At 62.0% G+C, this 17,762-nt stretch carries 15 protein-coding genes; 7 read left to right on the top strand and 8 right to left on the bottom strand.

What is annotated here, in order from left to right:
• Positions 1-15: 15 nt before the first annotated feature.
• From B9A31_RS14180 to yaaA, 6 genes are all read right to left on the bottom strand, one after another.
• The gene (locus B9A31_RS14180) at positions 16-1,494 is read right to left on the bottom strand and encodes an alginate export family protein (RefSeq protein ID WP_019097270.1); all 1,479 of its coding nucleotides are present in this window, start codon (positions 1,492-1,494) and stop codon (positions 16-18) included.
• The gene (gene algK, locus B9A31_RS14175) at positions 1,491-2,918 is read right to left on the bottom strand and encodes an alginate biosynthesis TPR repeat lipoprotein AlgK (RefSeq protein ID WP_019097269.1); all 1,428 of its coding nucleotides are present in this window, start codon (positions 2,916-2,918) and stop codon (positions 1,491-1,493) included. Before algK ends, B9A31_RS14180 begins: the two co-directional genes overlap by 4 nt.
• Positions 2,919-2,930: 12 nt before the next feature.
• A complete protein-coding gene (locus tag B9A31_RS14170; protein ID WP_016713522.1) occupies positions 2,931-4,097 on the bottom strand; it encodes an alginate biosynthesis protein Alg44 in 1,167 nt (388 codons plus the stop codon).
• Positions 4,098-4,134: 37 nt separating this feature from the next.
• Positions 4,135-5,616 carry a glycosyltransferase family 2 protein gene (locus tag B9A31_RS14165; RefSeq protein ID WP_025753970.1) on the bottom strand — a complete coding sequence of 494 codons (1,482 nt, stop codon included), beginning with the start codon at positions 5,614-5,616 and terminating at the stop codon, positions 4,135-4,137.
• 74 nt (positions 5,617-5,690) lie between these two features.
• Positions 5,691-7,007, bottom strand: coding sequence for a nucleotide sugar dehydrogenase (locus B9A31_RS14160; RefSeq protein WP_016713524.1), 1,317 nt, complete (start codon positions 7,005-7,007; stop codon positions 5,691-5,693).
• Positions 7,008-7,812: 805 nt separating this feature from the next.
• Positions 7,813-8,592, bottom strand: a complete 780-nt coding sequence (gene yaaA / locus B9A31_RS14155) for a peroxide stress protein YaaA (RefSeq protein WP_084297080.1) — start codon at positions 8,590-8,592, stop codon at positions 7,813-7,815.
• Positions 8,593-8,730: 138 nt separating this feature from the next.
• Between yaaA and B9A31_RS14150 the strand changes: the two genes are divergently transcribed.
• The 5 genes from B9A31_RS14150 to moaE all read left to right on the top strand — a co-directional run bounded on the left by B9A31_RS14150 (position 8,731) and on the right by moaE (position 12,805).
• The gene (locus B9A31_RS14150; protein ID WP_027609121.1) at positions 8,731-9,867 is read left to right on the top strand and encodes a polysaccharide deacetylase family protein; all 1,137 of its coding nucleotides are present in this window, start codon (positions 8,731-8,733) and stop codon (positions 9,865-9,867) included.
• Positions 9,868-10,139: 272 nt separating this feature from the next.
• Positions 10,140-11,534, top strand: a complete 1,395-nt coding sequence (locus B9A31_RS14145) for a PhoH family protein (protein WP_012274097.1) — start codon at positions 10,140-10,142, stop codon at positions 11,532-11,534.
• 106 nt (positions 11,535-11,640) lie between these two features.
• Positions 11,641-12,111 (top strand): cyclic pyranopterin monophosphate synthase MoaC, encoded by a 471-nt coding sequence (gene moaC, locus B9A31_RS14140; RefSeq protein WP_003251775.1) that lies wholly within the window; start codon positions 11,641-11,643, stop codon positions 12,109-12,111.
• Entirely contained in the window at positions 12,111-12,356 is a 246-nt protein-coding gene (gene moaD, locus B9A31_RS14135; protein WP_019097265.1) for a molybdopterin converting factor subunit 1, read from the top strand. The genes moaC and moaD overlap by 1 nt, the downstream gene beginning before the upstream one ends.
• 2 nt (positions 12,357-12,358) lie before the next feature.
• The gene (gene moaE / locus B9A31_RS14130) at positions 12,359-12,805 is read left to right on the top strand and encodes a molybdopterin synthase catalytic subunit MoaE (protein ID WP_016713528.1); all 447 of its coding nucleotides are present in this window, start codon (positions 12,359-12,361) and stop codon (positions 12,803-12,805) included.
• A 124-nt stretch (positions 12,806-12,929) separates the two neighbouring features.
• Here moaE and rhlB read toward each other — a convergent pair whose 3' ends face one another.
• Both rhlB and B9A31_RS14120 read right to left on the bottom strand, forming a co-directional pair.
• Complete coding sequence (gene rhlB, locus B9A31_RS14125; RefSeq protein ID WP_084297079.1) at positions 12,930-14,393, bottom strand: ATP-dependent RNA helicase RhlB; 1,464 nt, start codon at positions 14,391-14,393, stop codon at positions 12,930-12,932.
• Between the two features lie 101 nt (positions 14,394-14,494).
• Entirely contained in the window at positions 14,495-15,151 is a 657-nt protein-coding gene (locus tag B9A31_RS14120) for an alpha/beta hydrolase (protein ID WP_019098027.1), read from the bottom strand.
• Positions 15,152-15,483: 332 nt separating this feature from the next.
• Here B9A31_RS14120 and B9A31_RS14115 point away from each other — a divergent pair, with 332 nt between their 5' ends.
• Together B9A31_RS14115 and B9A31_RS14110 are read left to right on the top strand one after the other, a co-directional pair.
• Positions 15,484-16,512 (top strand): amino acid ABC transporter substrate-binding protein, encoded by a 1,029-nt coding sequence (locus B9A31_RS14115; RefSeq protein WP_016713531.1) that lies wholly within the window; start codon positions 15,484-15,486, stop codon positions 16,510-16,512.
• Positions 16,513-16,579: 67 nt separating this feature from the next.
• Positions 16,580-17,758: an amino acid ABC transporter permease gene (locus B9A31_RS14110; protein ID WP_019098029.1), complete on the top strand. Its 1,179-nt coding sequence runs from the start codon at positions 16,580-16,582 to the stop codon at positions 17,756-17,758.
• Positions 17,759-17,762 lie beyond the last annotated feature (4 nt).

The following is a 17,762-nucleotide window of genomic DNA, read 5'->3' as shown; positions in this document are numbered from 1 at the left end:
AGGTTTCTCCCGGCCTCAGAATCGCCAGATCACGTCGACGAAGGCGCGGTGCATGTACGAGTCCGCTTCCTTGCCATAGGCGTCGCCCGGCTTGAACACACCGGCGCGCAGGCGCACCAGGGCGGACGGTTCGTCGATGGCCTGGCTCATGGAGGCTGGCAGCAGACCTTGCTTGAAGTACTTGGTCACAACCACGTCCATTTCCTGGCCAAGGTCTTTTTCACCGTCGACCAGCTGGCGGTTGACGCCGTTGTCGTCGACGGCGGCATTGATGCCGCTGGAGCCGATGTTCTGGTTGCCGTCGACACGCCAGAACTTGTGGTAGATCAGGCTGGCGTCGTAGTCGTCGCGCAGCTGCCAGGAGGCGAACAGGGTGGCGGCCTGCAGGTTGCCCAGCTCGCCACGGAATGCCTCGCCGAAGCGGTGCACGCGCGAGCGGGTGCCGGTGAAGTTGGAGCGGTTGCTCTCAAGGCCGGTTTGCTCGAAGTTGTTCGAACCGTCGTCGCCCCCGCCGCCGCTACCACGGGCATAGGCCGCACCGACCTGCCATTGCGGGTCCAGGCGCAGGCGGATGCCGAGGTCGGTGGCCCAGGCATTGACATCGCCGCTCTGCTTGCCGGTGGCAACCTGCTCGCCGCCGACGGCCTGGCTGCTGAGGGTGTCGCGGTCACCGGTCAGCCAGGTGACGCTGCCCCAGTAGTTGACGGTGTGGTCGTTGCGCCAGTTGTAGGCGTCGCTGTTGGCTTCCAGGCCCAGCCAGGTCAGGTCGCCGGTGCGGGTTTTGTCCAGTGCGTCGACGGTTTCTCCCGGGTTTTTCAGGCTGCCGCTGTCGTGGGTGTGGTGGGCACGTACGCCTACCCAGTGACCAGGGGTCCACTGCGTGGCGACGTTGCCGTAGATGTGGGTGCGGTCCTTGTCTTCCGGGGCCAGCTCGGTGAGGTCGGTGCGGTATTCGCTGAAGCGCTGGGCCACGCCCAGGTCGGCCTTGAGCAGGGTGGTGTCGAAGGTCCAGTTCAGCGCTTCGATGTTGGTGTCGCGCCACATGCCATCGTCGCTGCGCAGGCGCTGGCGACCGAGGCGAAGTTGCTCGCCGGGGTAAGCGGTGAGGCCGCTGTAGCCCACCCAGAACTCGCGCATGGCCAGGTAGCTTTTGTCTGGCTGGCGGCTGTCGTCACCGGTGTCGGTGGTGGTGCCGTCGTCGTTCTGGCGCAGGGTGTCGGTTTCGATGGTGTCGGTGGCGGCGACGGCCTGGCCCATGGCGTAGGCGCTCCAGTTGCCGCGTTCGCCGTACACCCACGGGCGCAGGTCCAGGCCCAGACCGTTGACGTCGCCGCCAGGGCGGGTGCCCAGGTCGCGGTCGTCTTCCGACTGGCCGGTGATTTTCACGTCCAGGCCAAAGTTTTTCTCAGCGGTCATTTCCGCCAGGGTCGGGCAGGACCACAGCAGGGCGAAGCTCAGGCCGATGCCAGCTTTCACGAAGGGATTGAGCGTCATAGCGAGTCCTCACCGTCTACTTCTTTTTCGTCGTCTTGCAGGGCTTCGAGTGCCAGGGTGCTGTTCGCGCCCTGGGCCATGCTGCCGCGTGCCTGCTTCTCTTGCGCCAGCAGTTGCTGCGCCTGGCTACGTTGGTCAGGCGTGAGTTGCTGGTCGAGTTGCTGCAAGAGTTCGCTCGATTGCGGCGTCGGGTTGACCTGCGACAGCTGGGCGAACACCCAGGCGTTGCCCGGTTGCGGGCGAATGCCGTGGCCTTCGCTGAACAGCTGGGCCAGGGCATAGTCGGCGCTGTTCTGCCCGCCACGGGCGGCGGCCAGCAGGTGGTCGACGGCTTTCTGCGGCTCGACGTTGCCCAAATAGCCGCGGCGGTACAGCTGGCCCAGGTAATAATGGGCGCTGATCTCGCCTGCGTCGGCGGCAGCCTGCAGGTGCTGCTCGGCCTTTTTGGCGTCGGCTGGCAGGGTCTTGCCTTCGTAGTACAGGCGGCCCAGCAGCAGTTCGGCGCGAGGCTGTTCGGCTTCGCGGCCCTTGTCGATGTAGGCCAGCAACTGGTCGGTGTCGCCCAGTTCGGGGAAGTCGTACACCAGTTGCGCCAGGCTGACCCAGGACGCCGGGTTCGTCGGGGCCACCTGCTCAAGCAGGTCCTTGGCGGTTTTCTCGTCGGTCTGGCCCAGGCTGCGGTCAGCCAGCACACGGGCAACGCTGTCGACCCGGGTGGCCGGCACTGCGCCACGGGCGTAGGCGGCTTTGAGCTGGGCGAGCAGGTCGGCCTGCTGGTCGGCCTGGCCACGCTTCTGGTATACGGTGGCCAATTCGACGTAGCAGATGTCGGTGGTGTTCAGGGCGGCCTTGCAGATGTTCTCCACCTCGCCCAGGTGCTGGTCGTAGGTGCCCTGGGTGCGGTACAGCAGCACCTGGGCCAAGCCCGCTTCCGGGTTGCCGGCGGCGCGCCATTGGTCGATCTGCTGTTGTGCGTTGACCTTGGGGAAGCTCTGCGGGTAGCTGAGGTAGAGCATCGCCAGCGGGATCAGGGTATTGCTTTCGCCTTGACGGGCCGCTTGCTTGAGCAGGGTTTCGGCTTCTTCGCGTTCGGCCTGGGTGCTGTCGGGCTTGGCCACCAGCAGGCGACCAAGGCGTGCCTGGGCACGGGGCGACGTGGCAGCTGCGGCGCGGTAGGTGGCCTCGGCTTCCTTGATTTGCGACGGGTCGCGGGTGGCCACCTTGATGTCGGCCAGGCCCACTTGCGCTTCGCTGTAGCCCAGGTCGGCCAGGGCCTTGTAGTTGCGCTCGGCCAAGGCCGTGTCACCGCGTTTCATGGCTTCGTTGGCCAGGCGCTGGTCGGGCAGGCCGGCACAGCCGGCCAAGGTGATGGCGGCAGCCAGGGCACACAGGCCCAGGCTTGCGCTCTTCTTGTAGGGAATCATGCTGTGATCCTCTTACAGCCCACGGGCCACGGCTTTGTCGATCAGCCAGTTCAGCGATGGGCCACGGTCGCTGTTGACCGCAGCCGGGCGGCCGGCCAGTTCGGCGGGCAGGCCGCTGTCAGGCTTGATCTGCACACGAATGTCGGAGGCGAGGTCGTCGCTGTTGAGGCTGGCGCTGCTGACGATCTGGCCGGTGCGCACTTCGTCTTCGCCGGCGACCTGGAAGTTGACCCGGGTGCCTGGCTTGACCTCGTCGAACTGGCGGTAGCTGAAGCGGGCTTCGACCATGGGCGTGGTGGTGCGCGGGATCAGCTGGAAAATCGGCTGGCCTTTGGCGGCATACTGGCCGTCGTCCACCAGTTGGCGGGCGACCACGCAATCGCAGGGGCTGGTGAGGGTGCCGGACAGCTGCTTGCCGAACAGCTCTTCGATCTTCGCCGGCTCCAGCTGCGAGTCGTCCAGATTGCCCTTGAGCATGTCCAGCATGCTGGTGGTGAAGCTAGCCAATGGCGCGCCCTTGGCGATCTGCCCACCGCCCTCGACCAGGCTGCTCACGGTGCCGTCGCGTGGCATGGTGATGGTGGTGGTCGGTACCGCGACCACACCTGCTTCGGCATGGCTGACGAAATACATGCCGTACAACGACTTGGCGACAAAGCCGAAAGCCGCGACGCCGACCACGAATACCCCGAGGGTGACGGTGACTGCCTTGAACCGGCCGAATGCGCTCAGGCCGGAGCCGCCGTCTTTTTGCTTACGCGCCTTGGTGAAGTTGTCACGTTGCAGGGTGCTGAGCACGTCGCCGATGCTGATCAGCTCACCGGACAGGTGGCTGGTGATGATGTGCCGCAGCGTGGCGATGTCGCGGGGTTCAAGGTTCTGGAACTGCGCACCGGTACGGCCGCTGCTTGGGTTGTACGAGCGCACCTGGAACTCGATGTCGATCGACAGGCCCAGGTTGTCGACCACGAACTGCAGGCGCCCGCGCAGTACATCGCCCACCGACAGTGGCTGCTTGGTGTGGAAGCTCAGGCCGCCGGCAGAAAGGTCGTCGACCTTCACTTCGTGGGTTTGGCGCTGGGCGTCCAGGAAACGCAGCTTGGCGGGAATGCGCACCCGGGCGTGTTGGCGCTGGGCTTCGGACTCATGCACGACATTGACGTTCACGGCGGTATTCATGGTGGTTTGTTCCTGTTAGATCCGATCCGGGTTGGGCTCACACGACCATGAACAGCACAGCAACGAAGATGCTGGCCGCCGAGAAGGTCATGGTCCGCGAGGACCAGGTGTTGAACCATTGTTGAAAGCTGGCGAGGTCACGCTTGAGGGCAGTGGGCTGACGCGTCCACGACTGCTTGTCGAGGCGGAAGAACACATAGATCTTCATCAGCGCGCCGATGATCTGGTTGTAATAGAGAATCAGCGGGTAGGCCGGGCCCACGTTGTGGCCGGAGCACAGCAGCATGACGGTGAGGATCAGGCGGGTGATGCCGATCCACAGCAGGTACACCAGCAGGAAGGCCAGGCCGAACTTGAGGCTGGCGATCACCGCCACGGTCAGCCCCAGCAGGCTGGTCCACATCGACACGCGCTGGTCGAACAGCACGATGCTGGTGAACAGCCCGAGGCGGCCAAGGCCCAGGCCCAGCGCACGGGAGTTCTGCCGCAGGTTGTTGCCGTACCAGCGGTACATCAGCTTGCGGCTCGCCTTGAAGAAACTTTTCTCCGGCGGGTGCTCGACCGTGTTGATGGCGGCGTCCGGCACGTAGAAGGTGTCGTAGCCCAGACGCATCAGGCTGAACCAGCTGGACTTGTCGTCACCGGTGAGGAACTTGAAGCGGCCCAGGCGCCAGTGCATCAGCGAGTCGCTTTCGACGTCGGCAATGAACTCAGGGTTGGTCACCACGCTGGCGCGGAACATCGACATGCGCCCGGTCATGGTCAGCACGCGCTTGCTCAGCGCCATGGAGCACATGTTGATGTGGCGCTGGGCGAAGCGCAGCTTGTGCCACTCGCTCATGATGTAGCCGCCGCGTACTTCGCAGAACTCGTTGGTGGTCAGGCCGCCGACGTTGGGGAACAGCTTGAACCACGGCACGGTCTTGCGGACCACGCCATCCGCCAGCACGGTGTCGCCGTCGATCACCGCCACCACGGCGTTTTCGTCCGGCAGCATGCGCGAGATGGCGCGGAAGCCGTAGGCCAGGCCATCACGCTTACCGGTGCCGGCAATGCGCACGATGTCCAGCTTCACATGGGCTGGCGGGTTGTATTTGGCCCACAGGCTTTTCACCAGCAGTTCATCCGACATTTCCACCAGCGAGCAGACCACGGTGGTGGGGAAGCCGCAGTTGATCGCCTCGCGGATCACCGAGCTGTACACCTGGGCGGTGGTCAGGGCTTCGATGCGAAAGCTGGTCACCATCAGGTACACATGCGACGGGTCGGTGGCATTGCCCATTTTCTGCACTTTGCGGCGCAGGTACGGGTACACGCCGTAGAGGAAGATCATGCCGCGGATGAAATGGGTGGCGCCCATGGAATAGCGCCAGATGCCGACTGCGCCGACCAGGAAGATGAAGTGCTTCGACTGCGAGTCGAAGATATCGGCTGGCAGGGCCAGGGCGATCAGCATGAGCAGGCTCATGTAGAGCAGCCACCCGGCGCACTGCAACAGCACGGTCTGGAGCCTTTGCATGTTCAGCATCCGTCGAGAATTCGGGGGAGGGTGGGCAGCGGAAGTGGGGAGGCTTCCGCTGCCCGGCCAGGCACTTACCAGCAGATGCCTTCAGTGCGGCTGGTGGTGCAGGTCGGCTTGCTCATGAAGCCGACCAGATCGATCACCTGCTTGCCGGCTGGCGCTTGTTGGGCCAGCGCACGGAACTGCTCGTCACGGTTCCCGAGCACGATGATGTCGGCGTTGTCGATCACCTGCTGGAAGTCGGCGTTGAGCAGCGACGACACGTGCGGGATCTTCGACTCGATGTAGTCCTTGTTGGCACCGTGTACACGGGCGTACTGGACGTTCTCGTCGTAGATGTCCAGCTGGTAGCCCTTGCCGATCAGGCGCTCGGCCAGCTCTACCAGCGGGCTTTCGCGCAGGTCGTCGGTGCCGGCTTTGAAGCTCAGGCCCAGCAGGGCGACCTTGCGCTTGTCGTGGGCTTCGATCAGTTCGAAGGCGTTCTGCACCTGCGATTCGTTGCTGCGCATCAGCGAGTCGAGCAGCGGTGCGCGTACGTCGAGGCTGGCGGCACGGTAGGTGAGGGCGCGCACGTCCTTGGGCAGGCACGAGCCGCCGAAGGCGAAGCCAGGGCGCATGTAGTACTGGGACAGGTTCAGTACGGTGTCCTGGCAGACCACGTCCATCACTTCACGGCCATCCACACCTACGGCCTTGGCGATGTTGCCGATTTCGTTGGCGAAGGTGACCTTGGTGGCGTGCCACACGTTGCAGGTGTACTTGATCATCTCGGCCACTTCGATCGGCTTGCGGATCACCGGGGCGTCGAGTTCTTCGTACAAGGCCTGCAGGATGTCGCCGCTGGCGCTGTCCAGTTCGCCGATGACGGTCATCGGTGGCTGGTCGTAGTCCTTGATCGCGGTGCTTTCACGCAGGAATTCCGGGTTGACCGCCACGCCGAAGTCGACGCCGGCCTTTTTGCCCGAGCAGTCTTCGAGAATCGGGATGACCACGTTCTTGACGGTGCCTGGCAGCACGGTGCTGCGAACCACGATGGTGTGGCGGCGGGTGGTGTCACGCAGCACGTAGCCGATTTCGCGGCACACCGACTCGATGTACTCCAGGCCCAGGTCGCCGTTTTTCTTGCTGGGGGTACCCACGCAAATCATCGACACGTCGCTGGCACGGATGGCTTCGGCGAAGTCGGTGGTACCGCGCAGGCGGCCATTGGCGATGCCCTGTTGCAGCAGTGCTTCCAGGCCAGGTTCGACGATGGGCGACTTGCCCTGGTTGATCAGGTCGATCTTGGTGCTGGACACGTCCACACCGATCACTTCATGGCCACGCGCCGTCAGGCAGCCTGCACAGACTGCACCCACATAACCCAAACCAAAGATGCTGATACGCATCGCTATCACCTCATGTGTTTATCACGCCGACGCTTACCAGAAGTGCCGGCCGGGTTGATTAACAACAGTTTTCGGGCGCACGGATCCATGGCGAATGCACACTTCGCCGAGCGCAGGCAAAATAAATCCGGAGCGCAAAAAGTTATGCACTCAAAGTTGGCAGTAAAAAGCCATCAATTAAAAAACGTGCCCTGAAATGCACCCGTCTTTATTGCAATGCGCTACTTGGCGCCTTGCTGTGCTTGTTTTTTCAAGTGGAAAAATCCTTTGAAATCAACCACTAGGACGATTTTTAAGGGGACGCGTCTCTCCTGCATTAACAGGGTCTCGGGGGTTCCGTGATACCTGTCGAAGTTATCAAGGCAGGTAGTGGATAGCTGCCCGTGTCATCTGTAAGTCATCTCTCACAACCCGGAGGCAGGAAATTCGTTACGGCACTATGAGCGGCAGGTCGCAGGAGAAGTTCCGGACTGGGTTTCGCCCGAATGAAAGATTTCTAAATATTTTTTCAGTGGCGGACAGTTTCAATTTGATAGCACACAAGTGTTTGGTCCCCGTGTATAAAGGACGAAACTGTTGCTAGATGTTTTTATGCCAGCATCGAAAAAATTTTTCAAAAAACGTCAAAAAAGCTATGAGCGGTCTTATGGCGTTTTGCGATAAGGGTAGATGTGGTGGTTTTTTGGCGTCAAAAAATAGTCTTTTTGTGATTGGTTCGCAGAGGTATGCCTTGAGAGGGTCTTTGCCTATGAGACCGAGCGCCGCGCGGGCGGCGCTCGGTCTCAAGAGCAGCGCAAATGCCGGATCAATCGCCTGGATGATCCCGCAAAAACACCAGATGATCAGCCTTGGACTGCTCGGCACTGTAGTAGTACCCCTGCACATCAAACTGCTTGAGCTGTTCCGGCTCGCTGATGCGTTGCTGGATGACGAAACGGCTCATCATGCCGCGCGCTTTCTTGGCGTAAAAGCTGATGATCTTGTACTGGCCGTTCTTCAGGTCCTTGAAGTCGACGTTGATCACCCGGGCCTTCAATGCGCTGCGTTTCACCGCACTGAAGTACTCGTTGCTGGCCAGGTTCAGCAACACGTCATCACCCTGCTCGGCCAGGGCCTGGTTCAGCCATTCGCTGATGCGTGTGCCCCAGAAGGCGTACAGGTCCTTGCCGCGGGCGTTGGCCAGCTTGGTGCCCATTTCCAGGCGGTAGGGCTGCATCAGGTCGAGCGGGCGCAGCAGGCCGTAGAGGCCCGAGAGCATGCGCAGGTGGTTTTGCGCATAGCTGAAGTCGTCTTCACCCAGGTTCTCGGCGTCGAGGCCGGTGTATACGTCACCCTTGAACGCCAGCAGCGCCTGCTTGGCATTGGCCGGGGTGAAGTCCGGGGTCCAACTGCCGAAGCGGGCGGCGTTAAGGCCGGCCAGCTTGTCGGACAGGTGCATCAGTTCGCTGATCTGCGCTGGCGACAGTTCGCGCAGCTGCTGGATCAGTTCCTGAGAGTCGTCCAGGTACTGGGGCAGGGTGAAACGCTCGGTCACAGGCTTGGTGTCGTAATCGAGGGTCTTGGCGGGGGAAATCACCGTCAGCATCGGGTCGGCTCCTGGCATCGTTGGCCGTGGATTCTACGGGGTGGGCGGTGCAAGTCCAAACTATGGCGACGATAGTCACAGACCATGGGGCGGTGCAGGCGCTATAGTTCGCGTTTTGCCGTTGCGGAGCCTTCCACCGTGCGCATCGCCTTTGCCTTGCTGGCTGCTCTGTTGAGCTATGCCGTGCAAGCCGCCCCTTCACCCCAGGTCAGCCTGGACCGCAGCCTGTGGCCCGAACAGCTGGATAGCCCCGCGCTGTTCGATGTGGCCTCGCGGGCCGAGATTCTTTCGTTCGCCCAGGTGCTGCATGAGAGCGAATTGCTGGACGATGCGGCGCTGGCGGCACGGCTGGGGTTGCGGCAGATCAATCTGCAGAAGGTGCGCCAGGTGCGGGCGCGCATGTGGCAGCGGTTATCGGAAGGTTATCAACAGGCGCAGCGCAGTTGCGAGCAGGATGCATCGTTTTGCTATCCGGTAACTTCCATGGCGGATTTGCGTACTCAGGCGGCAACGTTCGCTGCTGATGTCGGCACGTTCTATACCGGTTGGATCGAGCCGAGCCATCAGTTCCATGTGCGCTACCTGGACGAACAGCTGCGCAAGGCAGCATTGCTGCCGCAGACCAGCAGTGAGGTCGAGCGGCTGTCTTCGCGCGAGCGCAATGGTGATGAGCTGAACGACCGGATGTTCCTGCTGACCTTTGTCGGCGGGCCCGGGCCTGACGGCGGTAGTACCGACTTACTGGCGGATTATCTGCGCCGGCAGAAGCTGAAGGGCACGTTCTTCGTGCTCGGAAACCGCCTGCAACAGCGCCGTGATGCCGGACCGGCGAATGCCTTGCGCCAGCTCTATAGCGGGCAGTGCGTGGGCATCCAGGGTTGGGAATACCGCTCACACGCGCAATGGACAGGCTGGCAGGATTCGCTGCGCCGCAGCCAGGCGCGGATTCAGGCCGACCTGCCGGGCCAGTATGTACCGCTGTTCCGCCCGCCTTACGGTCAACGCCGTGCCGATGGCGAGGCCTTCATGGCCAGCCAGCAGTTGCGGGTATCGCTGTGGGATATCGATGCCCAGGACGATGGCGCTTTGAGCGCCGAGGCCTCGGCGCAGCGTGTGCTGACCTTGATGCTGTTGTGGCGCAAAGGGGTGATCCAGTTCCACGACAGCCTGCCCAAGGCCCAGCCGGCGGTGGAATGGTTGCTGCGCAATACCGCCCAAAGCGGGATTGGCTGGGAAGATTGCCGGGAATATGGATATAGCGAACAAGGGGTATGACTTCTGAGCGTAGCCCCCTCTGGCCTCGCCGCCAAGGCCTCTTCGTCAATCGGAAAAATAAACTTCAAAAAGACGTAAAAATGCTTTTTTCGGTCATGGTTTTTGCGGTATGAAGAAACCAGACAGCCGATTCCTGCAGCACAGGTGGCGTCATCCAGGCCCACCTAGGCAGGTTCGCTTCCCGCCCGTAACAACGCGGATACGGGGAGAGCGGCAGTCACTTTGCGGCGCAACAGACCGCGCCGTATGGCTTCGACATAAGGTGACCGAGTATGGATGACCAAGGACGCAACCCTTCCTCCAGCAAGCCAATCCTCTATGTGCTCGATACCAACGTCCTGATTCACGACCCCAACGCGTTACTCAACTTCGAGGAGCACCACGTCGCCATCCCGATGACGGTGCTGGAGGAACTCGACAAACTCAAGACTGGCAAACAGACCATAGCCGCGGAATGCCGCCAGGCCATCCGCCTGATCGACCAGACCCTTGGTGACGCTTCGCCCAGCGATGTCGAGCAGGGCGTACCGATCCAGCGTAACAAGAGTGGGCCCAAGGGCTTCCTGTCGATCCTGATGAGCCCGCGCAACGAACCGAGCAAGTTGCTGCCGGAAAACCTCAACGACAACATCATCATCAACACCCTGCTCGACGTACGCAGCCGGCGCACCGACCTGGACGTGGTGCTGGTCACCAAAGACATCAACATGCGCCTGAAGGCGCGCGCTTGTGGCATTGCGGCCGAGGACTACAGCACTGACCAGCTGGTCGATGACGTGTCCTTGCTGTCCAAGGGCTACCATTCGGTTACCGGCTCGTTCTGGGACCGCGTCAGCAAAGTCGACACCCGACAGGAGCGCGGCCGCACCTGGCATCGGGTGCAGATGATCGACAACCTGCCGGCGGTGCACATCAACGAGTTCATCATCGATGAGCAGGGCTTCGTCGGCTGGATCAAGGGTATCCGCAACGACGAGCTGCTATTGCTCGACCTGCACCAGGAGCCGCTGCTGCACCAGGAAGCCTGGGGCCTGAAGCCTCGCGATATCCATCAGAGCCTGGCGCTGTTCGCCCTGCTTGACCCGGACATCCACCTGGTCAACCTGACCGGTGCCGCCGGTTCCGGCAAGACAATTCTGGCCCTGGCCGCGGCCATCGAGCAGACCATGGTCAGCAAGCGCTATCGGCGCATCATCGCCACCCGCAGCGTGCAGGGGCTGGACCAGGAAATCGGCTTCCTGCCGGGCACCGAGGCCGAGAAGATGGAGCCTTGGCTGGGTGCCATCACCGACAACCTCGAAGCCTTGCACATGGATGACGAAAGTACCCATGGCAGTGTGGAGTACATCCTCGAACGCGTGCCGCTGCAGTTCAAGTCGCTGAATTACATTCGTGGCCGTAGTTTCCAGCAGAGCCTGATCCTGATCGATGAGTGCCAGAACCTCACGCCGCACCAGATGAAAACCATCATCACCCGTGCAGGCTCCGGTTCCAAAGTGGTCTGCCTGGGCAACCTGGCGCAGATCGACACCCCCTACCTGTCCGCGACCAGCTCGGGCCTGACCTACCTGACCGAGCGCTTCAAGGACTTCCCCCATGGCGTGCACATCACCCTGCAGGGTGTGCCACGTTCGGTGCTGGCCGAGTACGCCGAGTCGCATCTGTAACCCTCACCGCCGGGCGGTTCGCCGCCCGGCCTCTTCACGCTTGAACCCACTGCTCAAACCTGACCCACAGGTTTACACTGGCTGTTCCCTTCACAGGAGCAGAGCAGTGCTGACACATCTTGATTCCCAGGGGCGGGCCAACATGGTCGACGTCACTGAAAAGGCCGTGACCGAGCGCGAGGCTACCGCCGAGGCGCGGGTGCGCATGTTGCCGCAGACCTTGCAGATGATCGTCGATGGTGAACACCCCAAGGGTGATGTGTTCGCCGTGGCGCGTATTGCCGGTATCCAGGCGGCGAAGAAGACCAGCGACCTCATTCCGCTGTGCCACCCGCTGATGCTGACCAGCGTCAAGGTCGAACTCAGTGCCGAAGGGCAGGACGCGGTGCGTATCGTCGCCCGCTGCAAGCTGGCCGGGCAGACCGGCGTGGAGATGGAAGCGTTGACTGCTGCCAGCGTTGCCGCGCTGACGATCTATGACATGTGCAAGGCGGTGGACAAGGGCATGGTCATCGAGCAGGTGCGTCTGTTGGAAAAGCTCGGTGGCAAGAGCGGGCACTACAAGGTGGAGGCATGATGAAGGTCAAGGTGATGTACTTCGCCCGTTACCGCGAACAGCTGGGCGTGGATGCCGAGCGCGTGGAAGGTGCGTTCAATGTGCTCGACGATGTGCGTAAGGCGTTGGTGGCCAAGGGTGGGAAGTATGAGCTGCTGGCTGAGCAAAACGTGATGTGTGCGCGCAACGAAGAGCTGTGCAGGCTCGATGAGCCGCTGGAAGAGGGCGATGAAGTGGCGTTCTTCCCGCCGGTGACCGGAGGCTGAGCATGGCGGTGCGAGTGCAAGACGGTGCGTTCGACCCCGGGGCCGAGGTCAATGCCATGCATGCGGCCAATGTCGGCGTGGGTGCGGTGGTCGGGTTTGTCGGCTACGTGCGGGATTTCAACGACGGTCGCGAAGTGGCAGGGATGTTCCTGGAGCACTATCCGGGGATGACCGAAAAGGCCTTGGCCAAGATCGTGGTGGAGGCCGAGCAGCGCTGGCCGTTGCTCAAGGTAGAGGTGCTGCACCGCATAGGGGCGCTGGAACCGGGCGAGCCGATTGTGTTCGTGGGGGTGGCCAGTGCCCATCGGCAGGCGGCGTTCGATGCCTGCAACTTCATCATGGACTACCTGAAGACCCGGGCGCCGTTCTGGAAGAAGGAGAATACCCAGGAAGGGCCAAGGTGGGTGGAAGGCAAGCAGAGTGACCAGGATGCGGCGGGGCGCTGGTAGACAGGATATTGATGGCCGGGGGCTTTGCCCCGGTTCGCGGGCTTGCCCGCTCCCACAGGTACGCCACAGCTTCCGAAACCTGTGGAGGTGGGAGCGGGCAAGCGCGCGAAGAATCCAACACCGGTCAGTGATGCTTGCGCGGCACCGGCTTCAGCAGCTCATCCGGCGGCATCTCACACTTGATCTTGCGCCCCAGCAGTTCTTCGATCGCCGGCAGCTGGTAGGAGTCATCCTCCCCGGCAAAGCTGATCGACACGCCACTGGTCCCCGCACGGCCTGTGCGGCCAATGCGGTGCACGTAGTCATCCGGGTCTTCCGGCAGGGTGAAGTTGATCACGTGGCTGATGCCATCGATGTGAATACCTCGCCCCGCCACATCAGTCGCCACCAGCACGGTAATGCGCCCTTCGCGGAAGCTTTCCAGTGTACGAATGCGCTTGTGCTGCGGCACGTCGCCCGACAGCTGGGCGGCATTGATGCCGTCGCGTACCAGTTTTTCCTCGATGCGCCGCACTTCGTCCTTGCGGTTGGCAAACACCATCACCCGTTCCCATTTGTTCTGGGTCACCAGGTTGTACAGCAGCTTGTACTTGTCGCTGCCGGCCACGGCATACACGTGCTGCTCGACCGTTTCGCTGGCCACGTTCTCCGGCTCGATCTCGACGATGGCCGGGTTGGTGGTCCACTGCTTGGCCAGGTTCATCACGTCGTCGGTGAAGGTGGCCGAGAACAGCAGCGTCTGGCGCTCGCTTTTCGGCGGCGTCTGGCGAATGATCTGGCGTACCTGCGGGATGAAGCCCATGTCGAGCATGCGGTCGGCTTCGTCCAGCACCATCACCTCGACCATGTCCAGGTGCACTTCGCCGCGCTGGTTGAAGTCCAGCAGGCGACCCGGGGTGGCGACCAGGATGTCGCAGTGGCGCGCTTCCAGGGCCTTGAGCTGCTTGTCGAAGTCCATACCGCCGACGAAGCTCATCACGTTCAGACCGGTGTACTTGGTCAGGGCGATGGCGTCCTTGGCGATTTGCACCACCAGCTCGCGGGTGGGCGCGATGATCAGCGCGCGCGGTTCACCCATGTAACGCTCTTTGGGCGGCGGCGTCTGCTGCAGCTGGGAAATGATCGAAATCAGGAACGCAGCGGTTTTGCCGGTACCGGTCTGCGCCCGGCCAATGGCGTCCTGGCCACGCAGGGTGTAACCCAGCACCTGCGCCTGGATCGGCGTGCAGTACGGGAAGCCCAGGTCGTGGATGGCGTGCATCAGCTCGTTGGACAGCTTGAAGTCGTGGAAGCGGGTTTTGCCTTCCTGCGGCTCGACCACGAAGTCTTCCGGCTTCCACAGGCTGGCCTGCGGCTTGGGCTTGCGTTCACGACGCGGATTTTCCTTGGCCGGGGTGTCGGCGGCTGGCGTAGCGGCGGTGGGCTGTTCGGCCTTAGGGGTAGATTTGGCGCGTGGAGCGGCCGGTTTGGGCGCGGGCCGGGCCTCTGCAGCAGGGGCGGGCGCAGGCGGCGTCACACTGGCAGCAGGAGCGGCGGCCTGTGGCGCGGCGTCTCCCTTGCCGAATATTTTCTTGAGTGCCTTGAGCACGATCGTCTCATCAACTGGTTAAGGAATGTACGCCGGGCAGTGTAAAGCAAGAACCGGGCGCGGCGTAGTGGAATAGCCCTACAACTACAAGCGGTGCTGGCTTATTGCAGTTGCTTGGCCAGCCATTCGTGGATGTCGTTCAGCTCCTCGACCACCACCTCGTGCTCCATCGGGTACTCGTGCCAGCGGGCGGCCACGCCCCAGGTGTTGAGGAACTCGAAGGCGGTGCGGCCCATGGACGGGATGACCACCGGGTCGTGCACGCCGTGCAGGCACAGGGCCGGGGTGCGTTGCTGGCACGCACTCAACTGGTGCTGGTCGTTGAAGGTGGGGGCATAGGTGGACAGGGCAATCACCCCGCCCAGTGCTTCTTGCCACTTTATATAGGCAGTGTGCAGCACCACCGCGCCACCCTGGGAGAAACCGGCCAGGAAGATACGCGACAGGTTGATGCCTTTGGCCTGCTCGGCCTTGATCAGGGCAATCACCTGTTCGGCCGATTCCTCCAGCTGCGCTTCGTCAATGGCGCGGGCCGGGGTCATGGCCTTGATGTCGTACCAGCTGGGCATGGCGTAGCCGCCATTGATGGTCACCGGGCGGGTTGGGGCCTGGGGCATGATGAAGCGGGTGCTGAGCAGGCGCTCCTGCATGAATTCGGCCACAGGTAGGAAGTCGTAACGGTCTGCACCCAGACCGTGCAACCAGATCACACAGGCATCAGCGGTTTTCTGCGGTTCGAGAATCAGCGGGTTGGTCATGACTGCTCCGAAAGTGTGCGGGTCTTGTTATGGCGTGCGTGAAAAGAAGGCACTGGAAATGATTGTCGGAAAAAGAATGTCGCAACGATACAACTTTCCCTACTTGACGAGCGCTTAAACGCTACAGCCACGAATTTTGGTACGCGCTTTGCAATTCAACCTGTGATGCAAAGGGCAGGCCGTGACGGTAACACCCTTTGCACGCGAAGGCTGTCATAGAACAGCCCATTGCGCCAATTGACCCAATAACAAGCCAATACGGGTCGGATACGCCTCAAAAGGGTGCGGTGCAATTCCGGCTCGATACAACAAGAGCGATTTGGAGGTTGTGAATGAAGATGTTGAAAACCACCCTGGCAGTCCTGACCGCTGCCGCCGCGCTGGGCGCCGTGAGCAACGCCCAAGCTGGCGCCACCCTCGATGCGGTAAAGAAGAAGGGCTTCGTCCAGTGTGGCGTGAGCGACGGTCTTCCGGGCTTCTCGGTCCCTGATGCGCAGGGCAAGATCGTCGGTATCGACGCCGATGTTTGCCGCGCCGTGGCCGCCGCCGTGTTCGGCGATGCGACCAAGGTCAAGTTCAGCCAGCTCAACGCCAAGGAACGCTTCACCGCCCTACAGTCGGGCGAAGTGGACGTGCTGTCGCGCAACACCACCTGGACCAGCTCGCGCGATGCCGGCATGGGCCTGGTGTTTGCCGGTGTTACCTACTATGACGGCGTTGGCTTTTTGGTCAACAAGAAGCTGGGTGTTTCCAGCGCCAAGGAGCTCGATGGCGCGACCATCTGTATCCAGGCCGGTACCACCACAGAGCTGAACGTCTCGGACTTCTTCCGCGCCAATAACCTCAAGTACACGCCGATCACCTTCGACACCTCGGACGAAAGCGCCAAGTCGCTGGAATCGGGCCGTTGCGACGTGCTGACCTCGGACAAGTCGCAGCTGTTCGCCCAGCGCTCCAAGCTGGCCGCGCCGACCGAGTACGTGGTGCTGCCGGAGACCATCTCCAAGGAACCGCTGGGCCCGGTGGTGCGTAAAGGCGACGAGGAGTGGTTCAGCATCGTCAAGTGGACCCTGTTCGCCATGCTCAACGCCGAAGAGGCGGGCATCACCTCGAAGAATGTCGAGGCCGAAGCCAAGGCCACCAAGAACCCGGACGTCGCCCGCCTGCTGGGCGCGGACGGTGAGTACGGCAAGGACCTCAAGCTGCCCAAAGACTGGGTAGTGCAAATCGTGAAGCAAGTCGGCAACTACGGCGAAGTGTTCGAGAAGAACCTGGGCCAGAGCACCGACCTGAAGATCGACCGTGGCATGAACGCCCTGTGGAACAACGGCGGCATCCAGTACGCGCCACCTGTGCGCTGATGGCTGCACCCTGCGGCGGCATCCCGTCGCCGCAGGCTGTTCGAATCCCTACTGTCCGGGGCACTTCATGCAAAATCAAATCGGCGCACCCAAGGGCTTGTCCCTTAACGATCCGCGTGTGCGCGCGTGGCTGTTCCAGATCCTCACGATCGTTTTCGTGGTCGGCCTGGGCTGGTACCTGTTCCACAACACGCAAACCAACCTGCAACACCGGGGGATTACCTCGGGCTTCGACTTTCTCGACCGCAGTGCCGGCTTCGGCATCGCCCAGCACCTGATTCCCTATGTGGAATCCGACAGCTATGCGCGGGTGTTCGTCATCGGCCTGCTCAATACCCTGCTGGTGACCTTCATCGGTGTCATTCTGGCGACGATCCTGGGGTTCATCATCGGTGTGGCGCGGTTGTCGCCTAACTGGATGATCAACAAGCTGGCGACCGTGTATGTGGAAACCTTCCGCAACATTCCGCCGTTGTTGCAGATCCTGTTCTGGTACTTCGCCGTGTTTCTGACCCTGCCGGGACCGCGGGGCAGCATCAACATCGACGACACCTTCTTTATCAGTAACCGTGGCCTGAACATGCCCGGCGCTTCGATGGCCGACGGCTTCTGGCCGTTCGTCGTTGCCTTGGCCGTGGCGGTGGTGGCGATCGTGATGATGGTGCGTTTCGCCAACCAGCGCTTCGACGAGACCGGCGTGCCGTTTCACAAGTTCTGGGTGGGGCTGGCGTTGTTCGTCGCCATTCCGGGCCTGAGCGTGCTGCTGTTCGGCAGCCCGGTGACCTGGGAAGTACCGCAACTGAAAGGCTTCAACTTCGTCGGTGGCTGGGTATTGATCCCCGAGCTGCTGGCGCTGACCCTGGCCCTGACGATCTATACGGCCGCCTTCATCGCCGAAATCGTGCGTTCCGGCATCCGTTCGGTCAGTCACGGCCAGACCGAAGCCGCACGCTCGCTGGGCCTGCGCGAGGGGCCGACCCTGCGCAAGGTGATCATCCCCCAGGCACTGCGGGTGATCATTCCGCCGCTGACCAGCCAATACCTGAACCTGGCGAAGAACTCGTCGCTGGCGGCCGGTATCGGCTACCCGGAGATGGTCTCGCTGTTCGCCGGTACCGTGCTCAACCAGACCGGCCAGGCCATCGAGGTGATTGCGATCACCATGAGTGTCTATCTCGCCATCAGCATCAGCATTTCGCTGCTGATGAACTGGTACAACAAGCGCATTGCGCTGATCGAGCGGTGAGGAT

This window comes from Pseudomonas sp. URIL14HWK12:I5, from assembly GCF_900176445.1.
GTDB lineage: Bacteria > Pseudomonadota > Gammaproteobacteria > Pseudomonadales > Pseudomonadaceae > Aquipseudomonas > Aquipseudomonas monteilii.
This window is presented reverse-complemented; position numbering and strand designations above follow the sequence as displayed.